The 21,948-nt window shown below is 57.7% G+C and carries 19 protein-coding genes; 7 read left to right on the top strand and 12 right to left on the bottom strand.

Features of this window, described 5'->3' with window-relative positions; translation table 11 throughout:
- The first annotated feature begins 15 nt into the window (after positions 1-15).
- Entirely contained in the window at positions 16-1,995 is a 1,980-nt protein-coding gene (locus WG78_RS01980; protein ID WP_053936091.1) for an acid phosphatase, read from the top strand.
- A 103-nt stretch (positions 1,996-2,098) separates the two neighbouring features.
- Here WG78_RS01980 and WG78_RS01975 read toward each other — a convergent pair whose 3' ends face one another.
- The 4 genes from WG78_RS01975 to WG78_RS01960 form a co-directional block, all read right to left on the bottom strand.
- Entirely contained in the window at positions 2,099-3,346 is a 1,248-nt protein-coding gene (locus WG78_RS01975; RefSeq protein WP_053936090.1) for a dicarboxylate/amino acid:cation symporter, read from the bottom strand.
- A gap of 221 nt (positions 3,347-3,567) precedes the next feature.
- The gene (locus WG78_RS01970) at positions 3,568-4,602 is read right to left on the bottom strand and encodes a hypothetical protein (protein WP_053936089.1); all 1,035 of its coding nucleotides are present in this window, start codon (positions 4,600-4,602) and stop codon (positions 3,568-3,570) included.
- Entirely contained in the window at positions 4,602-6,818 is a 2,217-nt protein-coding gene (locus tag WG78_RS01965) for an FAD-binding protein (RefSeq protein ID WP_053936088.1), read from the bottom strand. Before WG78_RS01965 ends, WG78_RS01970 begins: the two co-directional genes overlap by 1 nt.
- A gap of 2 nt (positions 6,819-6,820) precedes the next feature.
- Positions 6,821-7,183 carry a DUF805 domain-containing protein gene (locus WG78_RS01960; RefSeq protein WP_053936087.1) on the bottom strand — a complete coding sequence of 121 codons (363 nt, stop codon included), beginning with the start codon at positions 7,181-7,183 and terminating at the stop codon, positions 6,821-6,823.
- A gap of 298 nt (positions 7,184-7,481) precedes the next feature.
- Here WG78_RS01960 and WG78_RS01955 point away from each other — a divergent pair, with 298 nt between their 5' ends.
- Positions 7,482-8,981 (top strand): DUF1254 domain-containing protein, encoded by a 1,500-nt coding sequence (locus WG78_RS01955; RefSeq protein WP_053936086.1) that lies wholly within the window; start codon positions 7,482-7,484, stop codon positions 8,979-8,981.
- A 62-nt stretch (positions 8,982-9,043) separates the two neighbouring features.
- Here WG78_RS01955 and WG78_RS01950 read toward each other — a convergent pair whose 3' ends face one another.
- The 5 genes from WG78_RS01950 to WG78_RS22625 all read right to left on the bottom strand — a co-directional run bounded on the left by WG78_RS01950 (position 9,044) and on the right by WG78_RS22625 (position 12,958).
- Entirely contained in the window at positions 9,044-9,832 is a 789-nt protein-coding gene (locus WG78_RS01950; protein WP_083458703.1) for a PEP-CTERM sorting domain-containing protein, read from the bottom strand.
- Positions 9,833-9,904: 72 nt separating this feature from the next.
- Positions 9,905-10,645, bottom strand: a complete 741-nt coding sequence (locus WG78_RS01945) for a M24 family metallopeptidase (RefSeq protein WP_053936084.1) — start codon at positions 10,643-10,645, stop codon at positions 9,905-9,907.
- Between the two features lie 454 nt (positions 10,646-11,099).
- Positions 11,100-11,846, bottom strand: coding sequence for a PEP-CTERM sorting domain-containing protein (locus WG78_RS01940; protein ID WP_161805055.1), 747 nt, complete (start codon positions 11,844-11,846; stop codon positions 11,100-11,102).
- Positions 11,847-11,910: 64 nt separating this feature from the next.
- Positions 11,911-12,609 (bottom strand): PEP-CTERM sorting domain-containing protein, encoded by a 699-nt coding sequence (locus WG78_RS01935; protein WP_053936082.1) that lies wholly within the window; start codon positions 12,607-12,609, stop codon positions 11,911-11,913.
- A gap of 172 nt (positions 12,610-12,781) precedes the next feature.
- Positions 12,782-12,958, bottom strand: a complete 177-nt coding sequence (locus tag WG78_RS22625) for a hypothetical protein (RefSeq protein WP_161805054.1) — start codon at positions 12,956-12,958, stop codon at positions 12,782-12,784.
- Positions 12,959-13,202: 244 nt separating this feature from the next.
- Between WG78_RS22625 and WG78_RS01930 the strand changes: the two genes are divergently transcribed.
- The 3 genes from WG78_RS01930 (at position 13,203) to WG78_RS01920 (ending at position 17,671) form a co-directional block, all read left to right on the top strand.
- Positions 13,203-15,413: an OsmC domain/YcaO domain-containing protein gene (locus tag WG78_RS01930; protein WP_053936191.1), complete on the top strand. Its 2,211-nt coding sequence runs from the start codon at positions 13,203-13,205 to the stop codon at positions 15,411-15,413.
- Between the two features lie 302 nt (positions 15,414-15,715).
- Positions 15,716-16,798, top strand: a complete 1,083-nt coding sequence (locus WG78_RS23295) for an outer membrane beta-barrel protein (protein ID WP_053936081.1) — start codon at positions 15,716-15,718, stop codon at positions 16,796-16,798.
- Between the two features lie 168 nt (positions 16,799-16,966).
- Positions 16,967-17,671, top strand: a complete 705-nt coding sequence (locus WG78_RS01920; protein ID WP_053936080.1) for a glutathione S-transferase N-terminal domain-containing protein — start codon at positions 16,967-16,969, stop codon at positions 17,669-17,671.
- Between the two features lie 56 nt (positions 17,672-17,727).
- Here WG78_RS01920 and WG78_RS01915 read toward each other — a convergent pair whose 3' ends face one another.
- On the bottom strand, positions 17,728-18,297 hold the full coding sequence (locus WG78_RS01915; protein WP_053936079.1) for a BPSL1445 family SYLF domain-containing lipoprotein: 570 nt from the start codon (positions 18,295-18,297) through the stop codon (positions 17,728-17,730).
- 258 nt (positions 18,298-18,555) lie between these two features.
- Entirely contained in the window at positions 18,556-19,974 is a 1,419-nt protein-coding gene (locus WG78_RS01910) for a DUF2252 domain-containing protein (RefSeq protein WP_053936078.1), read from the bottom strand.
- A gap of 205 nt (positions 19,975-20,179) precedes the next feature.
- On the opposite strand from WG78_RS01910, the gene WG78_RS22620 reads away from it, so the two are divergent.
- The gene (locus WG78_RS22620) at positions 20,180-20,347 is read left to right on the top strand and encodes a hypothetical protein (protein WP_161805053.1); all 168 of its coding nucleotides are present in this window, start codon (positions 20,180-20,182) and stop codon (positions 20,345-20,347) included.
- A 199-nt stretch (positions 20,348-20,546) separates the two neighbouring features.
- A complete protein-coding gene (locus WG78_RS22280) occupies positions 20,547-21,281 on the top strand; it encodes a putative endonuclease domain-containing protein (protein WP_152969019.1) in 735 nt (244 codons plus the stop codon).
- A gap of 285 nt (positions 21,282-21,566) precedes the next feature.
- Here the strand turns inward: WG78_RS22280 and WG78_RS21960 are convergent, their stop codons facing one another.
- Positions 21,567-21,863, bottom strand: coding sequence for a DUF3761 domain-containing protein (locus tag WG78_RS21960; RefSeq protein ID WP_083458701.1), 297 nt, complete (start codon positions 21,861-21,863; stop codon positions 21,567-21,569).
- Positions 21,864-21,948: the final 85 nt, after the last annotated feature.

The raw sequence follows: 21,948 nt of genomic DNA, 5'->3' as shown, positions 1-21,948 counted from the left end.
TGACACGGACTCATAATGCAAAAAACATCTTTCACCCTCGCCGTCATGCCTTTGGCGCTGGCACTGGCCCTGGCCGGTTGCGGCGGCGATAGCGATAGCGATGCGTCAACCAGCACGCCTGTGGTCACCAACCCCACGCTGACGATTCCGGCCGCGCCCACCGGCACCGGTGCTGAGGACATCGCCAGCGTACAAGACGTATCCACCGTGTTGCCGTTTGTGGATTACGCGTATACCAACCAGCGCGGCGATGCGCGTTACGCCACTATTGATACCAACGCGGGCGTACGTGTACTGGCCCGATACCTTGATCTGTGGACACCCAGCTCGCTGATCGTGGATGCGGGCGTCACCGCTGCGGCCTATGGCACGTTTCCGGCCGTGGTCGCCAGCAGCTGGACCGGCATACCGGGCGACAGCACCGACGGCAAAGCGGTAAACAGCGCAGTGCTGGCGCAAAACATCCAGTACGTGGTCACCGCCACCACCGGCCGCACCGCCGACCAGGCCACGGCGGCGTATCTGGATGACCGCCGCGGCAAGGGCTATAGCGTGACCGATGGCATGGGTCCGCTGACCACGGCCTGGCGCACCGCCGCGCAACAAACCACCAGCATCACCAGCGTGGCGGCCGATGCCACCAGCGTGGTTTACAACGACAGCGGCAATAACGTCGGCGTGGGCGCAGCCAGCAACACCCGCTTTGGCAATGTGGTGGATCTGCTGGGCACCACCGTGGGCACCAATGCCTCGACCGAACCGGCCAAGCGCTTCTTTAAATACGCACGGCCGTTCCGCTGGAGCAGCAGCGTGGTGGTGGTGCCCGCGCTGGTGCCCGCCGAAAGCAGCACGCCCAACACCGATGGCGGCTTCCCCAGCGGCCACTCGGCCGAAGCCGGGCGCGATGCGTTCACCATGGCGTGGCTGGTGCCGGAGCGCTTCCAGGAAATGGTTTCGCGCGGCCTGGAGCTCGGGGAAAACCGCATTCTGGCCGGCATGCATTCGCCGCTGGACGTGATCGGCGGCCGCATCCAGGCGCTGGCCACCGTGGCCGCCAACCTGCGCGCCAATACCGGCGTGGCCGATGTGGCGTATGCCCAGGCGCACAGCACGTTGATGGCGGCGGCCGGTGTCAGCACCGAAGCCGATTTCATCAGCTATGCGCATTCGGCCAGCAGCAGTACCGACCGCTTTGCCGATTACGCCACCAACAAGGCCAACAATGCGCGCCGTTTGACCTATGGCTTTAGCCAGATCGGTGATGCCACCAAACCAGCCACGGTGCCGAAGGGCGCGGAAATCCTGATCCAGACGCGCTTCCCGTACCTGACCTACAGCCAGCGCCGCGTGGTGCTAAAAACCACCGCACTGACATCGGGCTATCCGGTCATGGACGACGCCGAAGGCTGGGGCCGGATTGATCTGTTCAAGGCGGGCGATGGCTTTGGCGCATTCAACGGCGACGTGGCAGTTACCATGGACGCCACCCTGGGCGGTTACAACGCCGCTGACACCTGGCGCAACGACATCGCGGGCGCCGGCAAGCTGACGCTGAAAGGCACCGGCACGCTACATCTGGCGGGCGCCAACAGCTATACCGGCGGCACCGATATCGAAGGCGGCACCTTGCAAGCGGATAGCGTCAGTGGCTTTGGCAATGGCGATGTGTATGTGGGCAAGGGCACGGCCGTGATCGCCGCCGCCAGCGCGCTCAGCGTGGCCAACTACACGCAACTGGCCACCGGCGCGTCGCAACTGGTGATGGGCAGCGGCACGCAAGGCCAGATCAAGGCCAGCGGCAATGTCACTCTTGCCGGCGGCACGCTCAATATCACTTTCGCCAGCGGCTATACGCCGAGCGTGGGCAGCACGCTGACGCTGATCAATGCCAAGGCGTTGAATGGCACCTTCAGCAGCATCACGGTCAATGGCTTCAAGGCAACGCCAACCTATAGCGCGACCGGCCTGACGCTGCATCTGGATAGCGCGGCTTAAGCTTTGGCAGTTTGTTGGCCGGGCAGGGCGCGTTGATCACGCGGCAATAAAAACGGCGGTGCTGATAATCTCAGCACCGCCGTTTTAATCTGCAGGCTTTCGCTTAGCCCAGCGCTTGTTTCAGCTTGTCGTGGTCCAGTTCTTTTTCCCACTGCGACACCACGATGCTGGCGACGCCATTACCCACGATATTGGTCAGCGCGCGGGCTTCGGACATAAAACGGTCTACGCCCAGAATCAACGTCAGGCCCACCACCGGAATATCGGGCACCACAGCCAGCGTGGCGGCCAGCGTAATAAACCCCGCGCCGGTCACGCCCGATGCGCCTTTGGACGTCAGCATCGCCACCAATAAAATCGACAATTGCTGCCACAGGCTAAGATCGATATTCATGGCCTGCGCCACAAACAAGGCTGCCAGCGTTAGATAGATATTGGTGCCATCCAGATTAAAGCTGTAACCCGCTGGCACCACCAGGCCCACCACTGCTTTGGGACAACCCGCGTTTTCCATTTTGCGCATCAATTGTACCAACGCGCTTTCGGAAGAAGACGTGCCCAATACCAGTAGCAATTCTTCGCGGATATAAATCACAAACTTGATAATGCTAAAGCCGTGATATCGCGCAATCACTCCCAGCACCACCAGCACAAACAACACGCAGGTTAGATAGAAGCACGCCATCAAACTGGCCAGCGGCAGCAGCGCTTTAAGACCATATTTGCCCAGCGTAAACGCCATTGCGCCGCCCGCGCCCAGCGGGGCCAGCCACATTAGCGCGCGCACCATACCAAAAAAGATATCCGACAGGCCTTCGACAAAACGCAGGACGGGTTCGCCTTTGGCGCCGATCTTGTTAAGCGCAAACGCAAACAACACCGCCACTAATAACACCTGCAGCAAATCGCCTGAGCCGCTAAAGGCATCGGCAAATGTTTTGGGAATGATATGCAGAATAAAATCGACCACATGCTGCTCATGCGCTTTTTGCGCGTATTCGGCCGCCAGTTTGGGGTCCAGCGTATGCGGATCAACGTTAAAGCCTTTACCGGGCTTGAGAATATTGGCCACCAACAAACCAATCACCAGGGCAAAGGTCGACACCACTTCAAAATACAACAGCGCTTTGCCACCCACGCGACCCACTTTTTTCATATCCCCGGCATTGGCGATACCCAATACCACCGTGCAGAAAATGACCGGGCCAATCAGCATTTTGATCAGCGCAATAAAACCATCACCCAAGGGTTTAAGCGCCACGCCCAATGGGGGATCGAAATAACCAATCAAACCACCGGCCACAATGGCCAGCACCACCCAGAAATACAACGATTTATGTAATTGCCTCATCCGTATTCGCTCCATCGCTTGCTGGCAAGTTTCGGGTTTATAAGTGCGACCGACCGGTCTTGTAGTGCCGGAATATTAACTACATTAACTTGCGTTTGAAACGCCGTATCCAGGTAGTTTCCGCATCAGGGGCGCGCTGTAGTGGCGTCGCAACGCTGCCATGCGGTGTGCCGCCGCCGGGCCGCCTGTTGTCGGCGCCCGACGGCACGGGCGGATCGAGTTCAGTAATCGTGCACGTGTTCGATCTGCCAGCCGCGGGCGGGCGCAATGCGTAATAGATCCGCCAGTTGCGCCACCGGCAGCAACACGCCCACGCGGCGGATATGGCGCGGCTCCGCCATGGCCTGGGTAAACAGGATGCGCCCTGCGTCCAGCGGCAACGGCTGCTGATCCGGCTGCCACAGCGTCACCAGAATGTCGCCCTGATTGCCCGCAATATCGTCAAAGCGCACGCCTTGCTGCGCCAGCGCGGTCGCGGCAATGCGAAAATCAAAATAGCGCGGCAGGCTTAACAGTTGGCGGCCATCGGCATAATTCTTCAGCACGTCAACGCGGGCGGGCAGATGCAGCGGCGCGGGCGGGGCGGCAATCACCACATCGGTATTCATCAATGCCACCTCGTACGTGGCGCGCGTGGCTTTTTCGATCAGCTTGCCGTAGGCGGCTTTGATCAGGTATTCGGTGGTCAGCGCATAGCGCCGCTCCCATTTGCGCAGCAGCCCCGGCCCGGTCAGCGGCACATCGCGCCACAGGCGGGTCAGGCGGCTGCGGAAATCAAACAGATACCACGGCTGTTGCCGGATAAAGTCGACGTATTCCTGTGCCGCTTGCGCCGCAAAGCGATCTTCGGCCGTCATCTGGTTGCCGCCCAAGGCCCAACTGATGCGGCCCAGGGTGTTTTCGTAAGCGGCGCGCAGCCCGTATTCGAGCGTGGTGCTGCTGGCCAACACCACAATCATCACGTGATAGCCGGGGTTGGACGGATAGTGGCCGCGCCATTGTTCGCGCGTGGCGAGGTAATAGCTGGACCACAGCTGCCCCACATGCGCCACAAACGGAAAATCCTGCGAGGGCTGTTGGCGCAAGGTGCGCGCGTATTGCGCCGGGCTGTGCACCAGAAACCACTCGGGATAGGTCAGCAACGTTTGCTCAGCGCTGCGTTGCTGGTCAGACGGCACCAGACTGGGCGCGCTGGCTTGCGCCACCGCCATCCAGAACAGCCCGCTCAGCACGCCATATTTAAGTAGCCGCAACATCAGACGGACTCCGCTTTAACAAACGCCATCAGCACGTTTTGCGACGGATCGCCCGCCTGCAACAACTTGTCACCGGTGTGGCGCAAGCCGGCGGCCTCGATCTGTTCGACCCAGTACTGCACGCTGTTAAAAAAGCGCGGCTCGGCCTGATTGGTTTCCCAGCGCTCGCCCAGGCCCGCGTTGAACACGGTGTGCGCAAGCGCCACAAACTGGTCCATCTCCGGTGTGGTGACATCATGGTCGCGCACCACAAAATAACCGCCAGGCCGCAACACCCGGGCAATCGCGCGCAAAAACGGCTGCAGTCTGGCGGTGGGCATATGGTGCAAACCCACAAAGCAGCTGACCAGATCGGCACTGGCGTCGGGCAGCGACAAGGGCTCAAACGCGCGCATCGGGACATACTCGCCCACGGGGCGAATCTGACCGCGTTCGACGATATCTACCGGCGACATCCCCGGTGCAAGCTCATGCGCCAGAGTCACGCGGCCACGCAAGCGCAGATGTTTTTTAAGCGCATTAACGTAGCGGCCGGTGGAACCAATCTCGACGTAATCAACCAGATCGCGCCGCGCAATCAGTTGCGCGGTTTGGCGGCCCATCTCTTGTTTTTGCGTGGCCAGCGACGGCAAGGCGTGGGTCAGCGCCGCCAGCCTGGGCGTGATCGCGGGCAAGCCGGACTGGATGGCGCGATAGATAGCTTCATCATCACGATGCTGCGTTAACGCTTGTTTGATCAGCGTGTGCAGGCGGTCTTCCGGCACCACGTTAAAGATGTTCTGCAAAAAGCGATAAAAACGATCGGCCGATTCGGTCTGATCGTAGACCGCGGCAAACAGCTGCGGGCGCTGGGCCGGCGCCGACGCGGGCTGGATTTCGGCCTGGCGCTGTGGCGCGTAGTAGCGATCCCACAACGCGCCGCGCAAACGATAATCCGGATCCAGTTGTTGCTTGAGCGCAAACAGCTCGCGAGCGCGGGGATAAGCGCGATGAAACTGATCCGCCGTCGCATGCAATTGATACGGCAGATAGTAAGTGCCGCCCGCGGCCAGCACGTGCTCGATCAACTCGCGCGTCCAGACCGCCACGCGCTCCTGGGCATTGGCACGGGTGCGCTGTTTGTAATACAGCACAAACGCATAGGTGTCGCCGCGTGCCCAGTTCAGCAGCGTGGTGTCATCGCCAGTGGCGTGCCGCACTGAGACGTTGACCGCATTCACTCGATGCGCCTGCAACGTGGCGCCCAGCGCTGCGGCAAACTGCTCGAAGCGGGCCACCGGCACAAAATATTCCTGCAGCACATAGGTGCGGCGCTCGCGATCCAATGGCTCCAGCTCGGCCACGTCATAGCCGGCTTCGTAATTGCGCCAGTGCACCGGCTTGCGCAAATACAAGACCGGATCATAAACATGCTGCCGCCGCAGCTTGCCCATCGGCGTTTCGGTAATGGCCCACATTAGATAGCGCGCCAGCCAGAAACGCCGCGCCAACGGTTGCAATCGCGGTGCGCTGGCGGGTTTGTCGGTATGCACCCAGCTGACGGCGCGGCCATGGCGATAGTGCGGCGGGTAGAGATCAAAATTGTGGAATACCACGTCGGCGCGGCCTTCGACATGGGCATCAAACCACGCACGGTATTGCGCCACCGGCAGGGTTTTGTGCTGCCGCTCCACGCGGCGGTTGCTGGCCAGTTCCAGCTCCACTTCGGTGATGATGCCAATCGCGCCATAGCCCCCGATCGCCGCGCGAAACAGCTCGGCGTTCTGTTGCCGGTTGGCGACCACAATGCGGCCATCGGCCAGCACCAGCGTTAGCGCGCGCACCGACGACACCACCGGCCCCAGTCCCATATAGCGCCCGTGCGCGTTAACCGACAGCGCACCACCCACCGTAAAGTTGGCATAGGTCTGCATGATTTTGACGGCGAATCCATGCGGATCGATAAAGCGCTGGATATCGCACCACCGCGTGCCCGCTTGCACGCGCAACAGGGCTCGCGCGGGTTCGAAGGCGAGGATGGCATTCAGGGCGCGCAAGTCCAGATGCAGACTGCCGGGGCTGGCGGTGTGGCCACCCATGCTGAAATGCCCGCCACCCACCGAAACCGGCAGCGTGGTGCTGCGGACTGCGGCGGCGACTTCTTCGGTGCTGGTGGGGCGCGTAATGGCAAATACCGGGATGCGATTAAGGCCGGTCACGTCATTGACAGTGGTCATGGTTATTTTCCCAGCTCCACCACCAGATAACCCGCGCGGGCAGCCGGATCTGCGCCAAAGCGATTGCTGCCCGTCACCCCGGCGCGCAGCAATTGGAATAACAACCACAGCGGGCCCAGTACCGGAACCACCGCCACCAGCAATATCCACGCGCCACGGCCGATATCGTGCAAACGCTTTGCACTGAGCGCGACTGCGCCGTAAACAAAAATCGCCGCAAACAACGCGGCAGGCAGCGCGCCCGCAACATCGCCAAACAAACTGCCCAAGGCGGTGCAGGCGATGGCCAGGACCAGCAAGCGCCACGCATAGGTCAATCGCGTTATGCGGCCCTGCGCAAAGAAAAACATCTCGAAATAGTTCATGAGCACTCATCGGTGGCGACATGGTGGAAGCGGCAGCTTACCCAGGCGCAGCGCGGGCTACTACGAAATGGCGGGTGGCGATGCAACCATGCAACGTTTCGATACTCAAGGCATCGACTTACGATACGCAGACACTATCCGAACAAGCTCGGGCAGATAACTCGCTACTGACGTCAGCTCGATTTGCACGCTTCTTGCAAATTCTGCCGTCGCAACTATGCTGACCTTTCGGTTGGCTGTCCTTGCGCGCAAATCGCAGGGCGGTTTAACCGCCCCTACAGATCGCGAGGAACGTCGAATGCATGGTTCGCAATTCTTTCCCAAAGTCACCGCCATTGCGTTGGCAATTGCTTTATCCAGCCAGGCGTATGCCGCATCACGTTATGACGAACTAGCCAATCTGCCTTTTAAAAACGGTTTTCCCACCAAAGCATCCAGCCAGAAACTGGCGGATGAATTGATATTCCAGCGGGCAACGCAAGCTTATTTATGGTCGTTACCGGCCATTAATATCTGGGCCATGAAAGAGGCCTCTGAAAAGCAATTTGGCGCGGGATATAACATTCTGCCAACCTGGAAAGGGCGCATTAACGCCAAAACCCTGGTCACCACGCCTAATTCCGATCTGGTTTACGCCATGAGTTATCTGGATCTGAAAAAATACGGCCCCCTGGTGGTGGAAGCGCCACCGGGCGTGCAGGGTATGTTTGATGATTTCTTTCAAAGGCCCTTGGTAGGCCCGACCATCGAGGGCAAAACCTGGCGCGGCGATGTGGGCCTGGCGGGCCCGGATAAAGGCAAAGGCGGCACCTATGTGCTGCTGCCGCCGGACTACAATGGCCCGGAGCCCAAGGAAGGCTTTGTTTATCGATCGCGCACCAACAATGTGTTTTTGTTCTGGCGCACCTTCTTTAAAAACCCGGCTGATTTGACCACGCCGGTGGCTGAAGTGGAGCAAACGCACATCTATCCGCTGGGCCAGAAAGACACGGCCTTGCCGATGCAATTTCCCGATGCGACCGGCGCGCAAATCAATATGCTGTTTCCGCATGACGGCGCTTACTTTGATATGTTGTCGCGCTTTATCGAAGCGGAAGCGGTGGACCCGGCCGATATGGATATGCGCGGCTTTCTGCATACATTAGGCATTGAAAAAGGCAAACCATTTGCCCCGGACGCCAAACGTCGCAAATTGCTCGATCAGGCGGCACGCACCGCTTTTAAAATGAGCAAGGTCATCAGCAATGATTTGCTGGTCAATGAAGCGGGCGGCTTGTATTACAAAGATCGCCAATACGTGAATACCTTTGCCGGCGAAAACACCGAATTCCAGTCCAGCGGCAGCTATACCAATCTGGAACAACGCGTGGCGTTCTTTACCTCGGCGTATTCGGATAGCCCGGGCATGGTGATGAATATCGTCGGCGCTGGCGCTAAATACCCGGCCACCTCACGCGATGCGGACGGCAATTATCTGGATGGCGGCAAAAGCTACAAAATGACCTTGCCCGCCGACGTGCCCGCGGCATTGTTCTGGTCGGTGACGGCGTACGACGGCCTGAGCGCATCGGGCATGCCCAATGGCCAGGCGTTTCCATCGCTGAACCAGATGGACAAGCCGGTGCAGAACGCCGATGGCTCAACCGACATCTATTTCGGCCCGACCTCGCCCGGCGCGGGCAAAAACTGGATTCAGACGGTCAAAGGCAAGGGCGTGCTGGTGATCGTGCGGCTGTATGGGCCCAAGCAGGCGTTCTTTGACCAGACGTGGAAGCCGGGCGATCTGCATAAGCAATAAAGGCTGCGGGTGATGCTGCGCCGCGACATCACCCGGCTGTCTAGCCGTATACGCCCTGATGCTCAGGCGCGGGGGCTTTGTGGGTCGCGACGACGCTTTGCGGCAACCACGCCGACGAGGCCCATGCCCAACATGGCCCAGGTCTCCGGCTCCGGCACGGCAGCCGTCGGGATGGGGTCGTAGAAGCGGTAAGCGGTGAAGCTGGCAATGCCATTAATATCCGTTGCTACGACCGGCACGTTGCCGTTGCCATAGCCGTCAAACCGGGAACCCCCGCTCCAGTTCGTGCCCACCCAGCCCGCTTGGGATGGATCCGAGGCGATCGTATTGTTATACGATTCAGTCCAGCTCGAAGACTGGCCACCTTGGCGGGGCGACACCGTCACCGTATCCTTACCCACCGTCGTGGCCCCCGTCACAGATACAAAACTGCCTGATGCCCAACTCGTGGCACCCGTTACCAAGCCTGTGGTCACGTTGGTAAAAGAGCTCAATTGCCAGCCGCTGTCAGCCAGCCATGCAAGCGAATACTGCGTATAAAGCGCACCCGTGCTGCTTTGATCCCGGGCGGTATAGGTAATGCCTGACACCGTAGTTTTATCGTAATGATATTGATAGCCGCCGTAGTCGCCAGTCAGGCCACTGCTGGTCGTCAGCGTGCCTGAGCTGGCGTCGGCCGTAACGCCGTAACCAAAATAGAGATTGAAGCCGGGGTAGCTGAGTTGCACGGCAGCATGCGAAGGCGCCGCGAACGTAAGTAGTAGGGCCGCAGCTGCAGCCCAATGAGTTTTGGCAAGTCTCATGATCTTTTCCGTAATAGGTAAGATATTGTGCGGGTAAATCGCGGTCATCTTATCAGTTACTAGTAAGCCATGATTACAATGCGATGAAGCGTTGTGGCATCTTCACTGCGCGCCACCGTGCTAAAACGCGTGCTGCGTGAGCGCAGTCACAGCGGGTACATCTGCAGAGGCCTGGCGCGTTGGCCATTCGCCCGCCACCAGCAAATCTTCGTAAAACGCGCCAAACGGGCGGGTGGGGTGGGCGATCTGGATTTCGAGAATCCACAAGCCGGTATTGGGGCATGCATCAAAGCTGCCCAGGCTGCCTGCCTTGTAAATGGCGTGCGGGAAATCCGAGACGCGGTGGCCTTTGATATCCAGGTTCAGTTTCCAGCCCGCGGCCTCGGCTTGCGTTTGCGCATAACGATACAATTCTTCGCCCGACGGCCGATGTTGATGCCAGTACTGACCGGTCTGCTGCCACAGCACGCGCGCGGCCTCGGCACAGGCGGCCATTTCGGCGTCATCGCCCACCGAGAAGCTGTCGCCGGCATCGCCCTCATGGCCGTCCCACACCACGCCCAAATCGATAAAGAACATATCGTTTGAGCCAAGTGTTTGTTCTGGCGTGATTTTCTCTTTAAAGGTTTTGAGCGTGTTTTCGCCAAAACGCACGATGATCTGATGCCAGATGCGCTGCATGCCCATGCCGTCGAGGATGTCTTTAGCGGCATCGCAGGCTTGTTGTTCAGTCATGCCGGGTTGAACCACGGCGGCGATGCGCTGGACGGCGTCCATGGTTTGGGCGCGTGCATGCAGCATCGCATCAAGCGAAAAAACACTGCCGACCGCTTCGCGCGGATCGTGAATCGGGCTATTCATAAGGAGAGGGGTTCCAGAAAATGCAGAGGGCCAGGTCCGTGCGGCTGACGCTGGACACCCAGTGTGGCGTAATCCGGGCCAGCCGGGAACCATGCGGCGCACTGTAAGTTGCAACGCTGTGTATCAAGACAACGCGGACTCGCATGACGCGGCATCGGAACAGCGACTACACGGCTTTAGGCGTTGTCCTGCTAACGGCCTGGACGCGTTTTCTCAAAACTAGCGTCAGCACATTCGCTCATGGAGAAACACAATGATCAAGTCGTTGATTGGTACAGCTATTGCGGGCCTGGTGATGGGCGTTCTGCTGAAGAAACTGGTTAAGGAAAAGACTGAATCGACCTCGGCCACGCCGGTCTGATTTCAATCTGATCGGCCATAAAAACGGGCGGTGCCGCAGATGCGGGCCGCCCGTTTTGCTTTGTCCGTAGCCAGGTCATCACCTGGCCCGCCATCAACCCTGAACGCGCTTGCGCCGCGCCGCCGCTACGCTGGCCACCAAACCCAAACCCATCAGCGCCCAGGTTTCCGGCTCCGGCACCGCAGGCGGCAAGGTGGGTGGGGTACGGCTATCAGTCAGCTCGCTGACCAGGCTGAATTCGAGCTTGAAGGTGCGAGGATCGCCTGCCGCCAGATCGATAACGCCGGCATCCCCCAATGCAGCCGAGCTCCCTTTCTCTGTAAGGTGATAACTGTAATTGAGCGGAAACTGGTTGCCCGCGTCATCGATGGTGAACACGAAGAAACTGCTGGACGCATACACCGAGCCGGGACCGAATCCGGTGTCCGGCAGGTTGGCGTTAAACCAGTCACTTAGATTGATGGTCCCGCCGCCCGCGCCCACGCTGACGATCTCTTCAAACGAAAAATAACCGCTGGCGCTGCCGAGCGACTTACCCGCCAATAATTTGGCGGTGCTGGCCAGCTGGATACGTTGCGTTGTAGCGTCGGCGGTGGTGGTCAGCGCAATGCTGCCCGCAGCAGTCTGGTAATCAAAACTACCGCTCTGGTTGGTGAGCTGGGGAGCTCCGGTCAATTCATTGATCACCGAATACATATTCGAAAACGCGGGCGCGCCCAGCACGACGTCTCCCGACGCGGTGATCAGCACCCCAGTGTCGCTTTGCAGGTGTACATCGGCAAATGCGCTGGCGGCGGTCAGGCTAAGGGCTGCGGCAACTGACTTGGCAAGTCGGTTCATGAAACGCTCCGTATTGATCATCAAAAACACCCGCTGCAGGCCGCACCGGGTGTGGCGTGCTGGCTTAGCGCCGCGCTTTGCGTTTACGACCAGCGCCCGCGACCAGAGCAACCAGCCCGAGACCCATCAGCGCCCAGGTTTCCGGCTCCGGCACTGCGGCCGGCGGCGCCTCGTCGATCAGACCCTCATGAATGTCCAGATAAAACGTCTTCGGTCCCACGTTCTGGCCCGGCGCAAGGGTATAGCTGAACACATCGCTGGTTAACCGCGAATCGCCTTTGCTACCGAGGGACCACGACAACGGCAGGCTGTACTGGTCGCCTATCGTGCCGATGATGTAGCCCGAGTTGGTGACGGAGCCGGCGGCGTAGCCCGTGTCGGGCGATGCGCCATCAAAGGTATAAGCAATGCTGATCGTGCCGCCGCCCGTGCCAACTTGGAGGGCTTGCGCGAAAGTACCGCTCAGGCTCAGGTAGGTTTGAAACGAAGATGCGTTGAAGGTGAGGTGTGACCCGCTGGCGTCATGGCTGGTCTCTGCCAGCATGGTGGCGCCGTGGTAGGACTGGTCAAACAGCGACGCCACCGGCGCCGTAAAGTAAGCGTCATCCACATAGGCTTCCGTCGACACGGTTAACGCGCCAAAGCTGATATCTCCGCTCAAGGTAATGGTGGCGCTGAAATTGGCTTGTAAAGCGGTTGCGTGCGCGCTGGTCGCAACAACGGAAAATGCCGCGATTGCGGCCCATCGATTGGCAAGTCTCATGGTGATTTCCTGGCTGGATCAAATAAGAAGAGGCGTTCAATTAATCCGCGTGCACGCCCACGGATATCGCGGGCGGTGAGCGCAACAAAACCGCGGCCCGGCATCGCTCAGGTTTCCCACCCGGGCACCGCCGAGAGCGGTTGCACGGTGGGTTCTAAGCAGCGAATTGCACTTACGTAAACAGCTCGCTCGCATTAACGGCAGAAATGCGGCCTCCCGAAATCACATCGCCCGTCGCGGTCGGCGTAAGGCTATGCCTGAAAGTGGCCAAAAAGCCGGTGTAGCCAACCGTGACGAAGGCGAACGCTGGCGCGGATGCCAACAACAAGGCAATCAGGGTGAGGCGCATGACGGTGTTCCTGCGGAGGGCTGGATGAGTACAGCATCACCACCTTAGTACACAGCGTGAAGTAAGTTTTGCCGCATGTCGTGAAAGCATGACCACAGAATCGGCATCCGATGTGCGGCTGCGCGATCGCATCGGGATGCCGCGCCGGGGCCGGTTGGCGGCGCTTATGTACAAGCGCAGGCTGCCTGCCGCAAAAACCCGGATAATGGCGGCCAGTCAACTGGGCACTATCTGGATTTTTGCTATGGAAATTAAGGTCAACTTTCTCGACAAGCTTCGGCTCGAAGCCAAATTCGATGATTTCACGGTCATCGCCGATCAACCCATCCGCTATAAAGGCGATGGCTCGGCGCCAGGCCCGTTCGATTATTTTCTGGCCTCATCGGCGTTGTGTGCGGCGTATTTCGTCAAGCTGTATTGCGAAACCCGCAATATCTCCACCGAAAATATCCGCTTGTCGCAGAACAATATTGTTGATCCGGAAAACCGGTATCAGCAGATCTTTAAAATCCAGGTGGAATTGCCCGCCGATATTTCCGATAAAGATCGCCAGGGCATTTTGCGTTCAATCGACCGCTGCACCGTCAAAAAAGTGGTGCAAACCGGTCCGGAATTTGTAATCGAAGAAGTCGAGAATCTGGATGCCGACGCGCAGGCACTGCTGACGCTGAACCCCGCGGCCGAGGCTGCCACCTATATTCCGGGCAAAGATCTGCCGCTGGAGCAAACCATTGCCAATATGTCCGGCGTGCTGGCCGGTTTGGGCATGAAGATTGAAATTGCATCGTGGCGCAATATCGTCCCCAATGTGTGGTCTTTGCATATACGCGATGCGCATTCGCCGATGTGTTTTACCAATGGCAAAGGCTCAACCAAAGAAAGCGCACTGGCATCCGCCCTGGGTGAGTTTATCGAACGGCTTAATTGCAACCATTTTTATGGCGGCAATTATTGGGGCGAAGAGATCGCGAATGCCCCTTTTGTGCATTACCCGGATGAACGCTGGTTTAAAGCGGGGCCGCACGATGCCTTGCCTAGCGAAATCCTCGACGCATATTGCCTGGATATCTACAACCCCGATGGCGAATTGCGCGCATCCAATTTGATTGACACCAATTCCGGCAACGAAGCGCGCGGCGTGTGTTCGCTGCCGTTTGTGCGGCATTCGGACGGCGCCGTGGTGTATTTCCCGTCCAACCTGATTGAAAACCTGTACGTCAGCAATGGCATGAGCGCGGGCAATACCTTGGCCGAAGCGCAGGTGCAATGCCTGTCGGAAATCTTTGAGCGTGCGGTCAAGCGCGAAATCCTGGAAGGCGAGATTACCTTGCCCGAAGTACCGCAAGCCGTGCTGGCCAAATATCCGCGCATCGTGGCGGGCATTAAGGGCCTGGAAGAGCAGGGCTTTCCGGTTCTGGTTAAAGACGCATCCCTGGGCGGCAAATATCCGTTGATGTGCGTGACGTTGATGAACCCGCGCACCGGCGGCGTCTTTGCGTCTTTTGGCGCGCATCCGAGTTTTGAAGTGGCGCTGGAACGTAGCCTGACCGAATTGCTGCAAGGCCGCAGTTTTGAAGGTTTGAATGATCTGCCACAGCCTACTTTTGAAAGTCAGGCGGTGACTGAGCCGAATAATTTTGTCGAACACTTTATTGATTCCAGCGGCATCGTGTCGTGGAAGTTCTTTAGCGCCAACGCAGATTACGACTTTGTGGAATGGGATTTCTCCGGGCACGGTGAAAACTCGAATGCCGATGAGGCAGCCACCCTGTTTGGCATTCTGCACGACATGGGCAAAGAATCTTATATGGCGGTCTACGACCAGTTGGGCGCCACCGCTTGCCGCATTCTGGTGCCCGGTTATTCCGAGGTTTATCCGGTGGAAGATCTGATCTGGGACAACACCAACAAAGCGCTTTTGTTCCGTGAAGATATTCTGAATATCCATCGCTTGAATGACGCGGGCCTCAAGATTCTACTGCGCAAACTGGAAAACAACGAACTCGACGATTACAGCGACATCATTACGCTGATTGGCATCGAATTCGATGAAAACACGGTGTGGGGCCAGTTGAATGTGCTGGAATTAAAACTGCTGATCAATCTGGCGTTAAAACGCCTGGATGACGCGCATGATCTGGTGGGCGCTTTTCTGCAATACAACGACAACACACTAGAGCGCGGTCTGTTTTATCAAGCGTTGAATGTGGTGCTGGAAGTGACGCTGAATGACGAACTGGATATCGCCGATTACGAAGCCAATTTCCGGCGCATGTTTGGCAACGAGCGCATGGATGCGGTGCTCGGCTCGGTGGATGGCAGCGTGCGCTTTTACGGCTTGACGCCCACCAGCATGAAACTGGAAGGCCTGGATCGGCATCAGCGGCTGATCGATAGCTATAAAAAGCTGCATACCGCACGGGCAACCGCGGCGGGCATTAACGTCAATTCTTGAGTAGCGTAAGGATCAGGCCGGGTGGATTTCGATTGCGCAAGCCATTGAATTCACCCGGTATGTTTTGGCGCCGGGTCAAGGGCGCGCGATTAGCGTGACCCATTCGTGTTGCTTCCAGGCAACGAGATTGCTTTCTACTACCGTACATCAGAACACATCTACCTGTAACAATCAGTCATAAATCCCATTGCCTATAGTCGCAATCTGTGTGGCCGCGGGCGGTATTACCCATGCCGTCGCTGCGCATTCTGTCAAAAGACGGAATGCAGGCCGCTATGTTTCTGGAGAAGGGGATTTAAAAAATGATTAAACAGCGACTCTGCCTGTCGATACTCACTGCCTTGATTTGTACCCAAGCCCTTGCCGCCGACGACTTTGCCGGCTTCTTTGTCGGGATTAAAGCCGGCGATAACCGTTCCAGCACTTCGGGTAATTTCCAGACCGATAGCAAAAACGCCGTGACCGCCGGGGGCGAGATTGGCTACAACGTGCAATGGGACAGCTTTTTGATTGGCCTGAGCGGGTTTTACGATTACGTCGATAAATCCGACCACAATTTGCTGACCACCGGCCTGACCAGCAATTACGGCGCGCGCCTGGGCGGCGCTGATTTCAAACTGGGCGTGCCGGTTAACAAATTTCTGCCTTACCTCAAGCTGGGTTATGGCCGGCTGGAAGGGTCGGGCGGGGATGGCCTGATCAACAACTTTGGCGGCAACGATTTTCATGGCGGCGCAGGCCTTGAATACAAACTGGCGCCACACTGGGGTCTGGCGGCCGAATGGACGCAAATGCGCGTTGGCGACAACGGCGTCAAATTCAAAAGCAACAGCTATACGCTTAATCTGAATTACTACTTTGGCAGCCCGGCGCCTGCGCCCGTCCCGGTAGCGGCGCCCGCACCGGCTCCAGCGCCAGAACCTGCCCCCGCACCCACGCCCGCGCCCGCACCACAGCCGCAAGTGGTGACCAAACACTTCTCGCTGAAGACCGACGTGCTGTTTGCCTTTGGCAAAAACGCGCTGAAGCCCGAGGGCAAGGATGAGCTCGACAAGCTGTACGACGAGGTAAAAGGTCTCGATCCGAAAGAAGGCAAGGCCATCGTGGTGGGCTATACCGATCGCATCGGCAGCGAGAAATACAATATGGACCTGGGTTATCGTCGCGCCAAAGCGGTGGTGGACTATCTGGTCACCAAAGGGGTGCCGGCCGACAAGATCGACGCGCAAAGCAAGGGCAAGGCCGATCCGGTAACCGGTGATACCTGCGCCAAGATCAAGAATCGCAAGAAATTGATCGAATGTCTGGCGCCCGATCGCCGCGTGGAAATTGACGTGCAGGGCGTGCACGAAGAAGTGCATATGCAGGAAAATTCCACGCAATAAGCGCGTTGGGCATGGGTTAGGCTCACGCGAGGTAAATCAAGGCAAAGACCGTCATCAAGGCGGCCTTTGCCTTTTTATATTCGGCGGATTGCACCGCACCGTTGCGGTCCGGGCTGCATGATGGCAGGCTCTGGGCGGTCTGATTTTGCGTTTTTACTGGAGCAATCAATGCCTGATCTCAGCAGCTTTCGCATCACACAAAAATGGCCCGCAGCGCATCCTGACCAGATCCAGCTGTATTCCTTGCCCACACCCAATGGCATCAAGGTTTCGGTGATGCTGGAAGAAACCGGATTGGCGTACGAGCCCCATCTGGTGACGTTGGACCAGGAGGGTGTGATGTCGCCAGAATTTCTGTCGCTGAATCCCAATAATAAAATCCCGGCCATTCTTGACCCGAATGGGCCCAATGGCCAGCCGCTGGCCTTGTTTGAATCGGGCGCCATCCTGATTTATCTGGCGGAAAAAACCGGCCAGTTTTTGCCAAGCGACCCGGCCGCGCGTTATGAAACGATACAGTGGCTGATGTTCCAGATGGGGGGTGTCGGCCCGATGTTTGGCCAATTAGGCTTCTTCCATCGCTTTGCCGGCAAAGACATCGAAGATAAACGCCCGCTAACGCGTTATGTGAACGAAACCAAGCGATTGCTGAATGTGCTGGAGCAACGTTTGCAAAACCGCGACTGGATCATGGGTAGCGAATACACCATTGCGGATATGGCCATTTTTCCGTGGGTGCGCATTATTGGCGGGTTTTATGATGCGGCCGAAGTGGTGGGCCTGAGCAATTATCCGAATGTATTGCGGGTATTGCAGGCATTTGAAGCGCGTCCGGCGGTGCAGAAAGGAATTGCGATTCCAGCGCGCGATTAAATATCTCTTGGCGCTGTAACTTGAATCGGGCCGCAATTAAAGCGGCCCGATGTCGTTTACAGATCCAGTTTGGTGACCTTGGTGCCTTCCAGATTAAGGTTGGCCATCAAGCCGGCATTGGTCAGCACAAAGCCCACCACCGGCGCGGATACGCTGCTGGTGTCCACGTCGCCATTGGCCCCGATTTTGGCCAACGCCACCGAGCCATCCACGCCCGCAGTCCAACCCTTGCTGGCAGTAAATTTGTTCAGCGCTTCTTTGGTCATGAACAAGAAGATCACCGCTTTCGACTGCGCCCCGGCCTGCAGGCCGACCGACACTGCTGCCGTGCTGTAATAGCCGCTACTGGTGCCGCCGGTGCGCAATGCGCCTTCGCCGTATTCACCGCCCACCACCAGGCCTGCTGCCAGCACACTGGGGAAGACCAGCACCCCTTGCGATTTGGCCACCAGTTCCTTCGAGCCTTTGGCCGACGCATACAGTTTGGCCAGTGCGCTATCGACGTTGGCATCGATTGCGGTGCGCTTGTCCGCCGCACTGCCTTTGCTGCCGCTGGTGGTGCTACAACCCGTTGCGGCCAGCATTGATGCGGCCAGTAACAGCCCTACAAAATAACGACGTTCCACGATGGTTCTCCCGACACAACAACTGACCGTGTCACTGTTTGTTGAAGCCCGGCCTTTGCGCACGCAGCGGGGCAGGCCAGACCATGGGCGGCGCGAGCGGTAAGGATTAATTGCTGCTGCCGTTCGCTTGTTCCATCTTCTTCATGGCACCGTCGATGGCTTTTTTCATGCTTAACGTGTCTGCGCCCTGGTCAGGCGGAGATTTCTGCCCACACTTGAGGCGCTGAAGGCCCCTCCGGGCAACCAATGTCACCGTGGCTAGACCGAGAAATCCGCCGCGTAATCGGCGTCGGTGCGGGCCTTTAATTTGCCACTGCGGCAGGCTTGGGCAAACACCTGATAATCGCGCTCAACCTGGTCGGCGTAGTCGGTGGAATAGCGGGCGAGGGCGGCGGCAAAGCGGTCACTTTCGCCGATATAGCCGCTGATTTCCGGCGCCAGACCGCTGGCCCGCGCATGCGCCCGTGCCAACACCCAGCCGCAAATCCGGCCGTAGCCTTGCAGGCGCGTGGCATCCATCAACTCCACCTCGGCCGAGACCTTCATATCGCGCAACTGGCGCACAAAAAAGTGCCGCCCGGATGGCCCGGTCGACCAGCCCAGAAACAGATCGCTGGAGGCCTGCATCAGGCGTTGGCCCTCGACCACGCGCCGACCTTCGTGCTGAAAACCGCTACGTTCTTTAACAAATTTCGCCAGTACGGATGGGCGCGCCTCTTTGATCTGCAAGAATAGCGGCTGATGCTGACTATCCATCATCAAGGCAATCAAGCAACGCGTACCGACACTGCCCACGCCCACCACCTTGAAGGCAACGTCTTGCACGGTAAATCGCTCCAGCAACTTGCGATGGCTGCCGGACAAGGTGCCCAGATATTCCTTGCGCAGACGCTCCAGCAAGGCCTCGCCGCTGCCCAGCAACATCCAGTCGTCGTCGGCCTCAAACAGCGTGGTATTGCCGTGGATATGAAACACGGCGGGCGGCGTGTCGCGGATCGTCCACGCGCCGTCGGCCTGGCCCGCCAGCTTGGGCAGCAACTCGGCCGAGGTGCGCTTGCCCGCTTTTTCGATACCGCTGCGCACCATCTTTTTGCCGGTTTCCGTGCGCGCACTGTCGACCAGGCGCTCAAACGTAATGCGCTCGTACCAGATATCGAGCACGCCCATTTGCGCATATTTGGCCATGTTTTCCTGGTAGCTGACGGCGGCTTCAAACGCGGCTTCTCGCGCATTACGCTCGCCATGGCCCAGGTGCCGCGCCGCAACGGCAAGACTGGCCGTCAGCCGTTTTAAATCCCATTCCCACGGGCCGGGGTGGGTTTCATCAAAGTCATTCAAATCGAAAATCAGATTGCGCTCGGGCGTGGCAAAGCCGCCAAAGTTGGACAAATGTGCATCGCCGCAAATCTGCAAATGCAATTGGCTATCCGGCGTACCCGCCAGATCGTGCGCCTGAATAATTGCGCTGCCGCGATAAAACGTAAACGGTGAAACCAGCATGCGCGCATAACGCAGCGGCACCAGTTTTTCCACCCGACCTTCACTATTGCTTTTAAGCAGTTCAATCACGTCACGCCGCGTGTTGCCGGTATGGGTATGGCTGGATCGTTTGATGGTTTGTCGAATTGAACGACCGAATTCAAAACGATCAAGTACCGGCGAAGTATCGCTAAGCATGGCGTTAACCTTTTGATTTTGAAAAGAGGCGTTCTCGGTATAGGCGTAGCCACGCTACTGCGCCAGTAGCAATTGCTTTGGGCGTTAACCACCTCGCGACGCGAAGAGGGCGCTCGCGCTGGTATCTACCTATCGTCTTGTCTGCGGCATTTTTATGACTAAAGTTAAAGCGCAAACCGCACTCAATCTGACTGGAGCACACCCAATGAAATATCTGATCGCCGCCGCTGTCGCTTTCTGCTTTGCAGGCGTCTCGTTTGCCGATGAAATGCCGGAGAAGGCCACGCCGGACTCCGTCCAAAAAACGCAAAAACAACGCGTAAAACACAAGAAAACCAAAACGCCCGCCGCTTCGGCTGCAGCCAGCAATTAATTGCGTCGCCTTGAACCGGGCTCCTGGCGGGTCCGGTGTTATCACGGCGGTCGCCCTCAAGGATGTCCAGCCGCATCAAACAGCGTACACGGCAATCAGATCAAAACGCGCCTGGCGCGCTTGCAATTGGCGCAGGGCGGGGCTTCCGTAGCCTTCTTTAACCATCGCTTGATATGCTAGCGCCCTCTTTGGGGGCGTTATGCGATCAATTGTCGTCTTATTCCTTGCGTTAATTAGTCTTTATTCCACACCGGTATTTGCGGTCAAAGTATGGGAATGCGTCGCGCCCAATGGCGTGCATGTATTCCAGGACAAACCTTGTTTGAATGATACGGATAACCATTCGGTCAATTCGCAAAACGTGTCTATTCCTCAACGATTTCCGCAGAACAATTCGGACACCCGAATCTCTGCCGCGCCGGTACTGCCTGCTGCAAATGCAGGACCTGTGGTCAATACGGCGCATCCTGGCAGTGTGCGGATCGATGCATTTTCACTCATCAAACCGTTGCTACCCTATTTATTAGTGGTTTCCGGAATCACTATTGCGATTGGAATTTTTGGCCAGCGATCCAACCGCAATCCCTGGAAAACAGGTCGCCGCAAAGCCGGGCCAGACGCCCGAATGCATTTCATGCGAAAGAAATGGCTGTCTTTGCATGAACGCCAGATGTATCGACTGCTGACTGAGTTGGCGCCGCCAGAGTGGGCTGTTTTTGTGCAGGTGTCGATCTGCAACCGCAATCTGGATATTGTTCTTGTCATTGAACTGGATGATGTGACGCATATCGGCAAAGAGGAAAAAGACCGAACTCGCGATGGTTTTCTTGCAGAGGCGGGGATTTCCACCCGACGGTTTTATCACGTACCACCCGCTGCTGATTTGCGGGCGATGTTTGCGGATTTATTGGCGAAGGATGGAATGACGCTGTAGGCCAGACACGTTTCTTTGGGACATTGCATCGTAAAGAATCCTTCTGCGGTTGAAGGGCAATCAAACGGCTTGGACGGATTGGTATGGGGAACTACGACCGGTGTGGTTTTGGCACTCCCAGCGGCTTCATGCAAACCTTGCTGAGGTTGCTTAATACGGCTATGACTTTACATAATATACATTATAGGAACTAAGTATTAGTTTGCTTTGAAAGCAAAAGCCGCAGTTCCCAGCCAATGAGAACTTGCGGCTCTTGCTACAAACCATCTCAATCCGGGCTTCCGCTCAAAGCCAATCGCTCACGCCACCATGATGACTGCATGTACCGCGATGATTCTGGCTAAAGCTATACGAGCCATCTTCACAGCGTGCTGTTGCGCCGTCCGGAGCCTCGCCGTTTTTTGTGTGCGCCGGGCTATGAACAGTCTGCCCGGCCTTATTGACGTAGCTGCCTTGCTCGATCAGCTGATTGTTAGCGCCAACCTGAGCGGATTGCGAGGCGGCATGATGTTTAGGAGGCGCCTTGGCGTATGCAGGTTGCAGGACGAGGGCTAGCGCCAGCAGGACGGCGGATATTTTCATAAACAGGCTCTTGTGGTTATGAGTATCGAAAGCCTATCAAAGCACCCCATCTGCCATAAATGGCCAGACCGTGCATCAGCCGCAA

This window comes from Amantichitinum ursilacus, from assembly GCF_001294205.1.
In the GTDB taxonomy this organism is placed as follows: domain Bacteria; phylum Pseudomonadota; class Gammaproteobacteria; order Burkholderiales; family Chitinibacteraceae; genus Amantichitinum; species Amantichitinum ursilacus.
The sequence above is the reverse complement of the archived record's forward strand: the minus strand, read 5'-3'. Positions and strand labels throughout refer to the sequence as shown.

What these genes read in the sequence shown, in the direction of transcription:
- WG78_RS21960 (WP_083458701.1), bottom strand. Translation starts at nt 21,863, where the DNA reads ATGAAAATATCCGCCGTCCTGCTGGCGCTAGCCCTCGTCCTGCAACCT.
- WG78_RS01975 (WP_053936090.1), bottom strand. Translation starts at nt 3,346, where the DNA reads ATGAGGCAATTACATAAATCGTTGTATTTCTGGGTGGTGCTGGCCATT.
- WG78_RS01970 (WP_053936089.1), bottom strand. Translation starts at nt 4,602, where the DNA reads ATGTTGCGGCTACTTAAATATGGCGTGCTGAGCGGGCTGTTCTGGATG.
- WG78_RS01945 (WP_053936084.1), bottom strand. Translation starts at nt 10,645, where the DNA reads ATGAATAGCCCGATTCACGATCCGCGCGAAGCGGTCGGCAGTGTTTTT.
- WG78_RS01950 (WP_083458703.1), bottom strand. Translation starts at nt 9,832, where the DNA reads ATGACCGCGATTTACCCGCACAATATCTTACCTATTACGGAAAAGATC.
- WG78_RS23295 (WP_053936081.1), top strand. Translation starts at nt 15,716, where the DNA reads ATGATTAAACAGCGACTCTGCCTGTCGATACTCACTGCCTTGATTTGT.
- WG78_RS01935 (WP_053936082.1), bottom strand. Translation starts at nt 12,609, where the DNA reads ATGAGACTTGCCAATCGATGGGCCGCAATCGCGGCATTTTCCGTTGTT.
- WG78_RS22620 (WP_161805053.1), top strand. Translation starts at nt 20,180, where the DNA reads ATGAAATATCTGATCGCCGCCGCTGTCGCTTTCTGCTTTGCAGGCGTC.
- WG78_RS01960 (WP_053936087.1), bottom strand. Translation starts at nt 7,183, where the DNA reads ATGAACTATTTCGAGATGTTTTTCTTTGCGCAGGGCCGCATAACGCGA.
- WG78_RS01920 (WP_053936080.1), top strand. Translation starts at nt 16,967, where the DNA reads ATGCCTGATCTCAGCAGCTTTCGCATCACACAAAAATGGCCCGCAGCG.
- WG78_RS22625 (WP_161805054.1), bottom strand. Translation starts at nt 12,958, where the DNA reads ATGCGCCTCACCCTGATTGCCTTGTTGTTGGCATCCGCGCCAGCGTTC.
- WG78_RS01980 (WP_053936091.1), top strand. Translation starts at nt 16, where the DNA reads ATGCAAAAAACATCTTTCACCCTCGCCGTCATGCCTTTGGCGCTGGCA.
- WG78_RS01910 (WP_053936078.1), bottom strand. Translation starts at nt 19,974, where the DNA reads ATGCTTAGCGATACTTCGCCGGTACTTGATCGTTTTGAATTCGGTCGT.
- WG78_RS01930 (WP_053936191.1), top strand. Translation starts at nt 13,203, where the DNA reads ATGGAAATTAAGGTCAACTTTCTCGACAAGCTTCGGCTCGAAGCCAAA.
- WG78_RS01940 (WP_161805055.1), bottom strand. Translation starts at nt 11,846, where the DNA reads ATGAACCGACTTGCCAAGTCAGTTGCCGCAGCCCTTAGCCTGACCGCC.
- WG78_RS01955 (WP_053936086.1), top strand. Translation starts at nt 7,482, where the DNA reads ATGCATGGTTCGCAATTCTTTCCCAAAGTCACCGCCATTGCGTTGGCA.
- WG78_RS01965 (WP_053936088.1), bottom strand. Translation starts at nt 6,818, where the DNA reads ATGACCACTGTCAATGACGTGACCGGCCTTAATCGCATCCCGGTATTT.
- WG78_RS22280 (WP_152969019.1), top strand. Translation starts at nt 20,547, where the DNA reads ATGCGATCAATTGTCGTCTTATTCCTTGCGTTAATTAGTCTTTATTCC.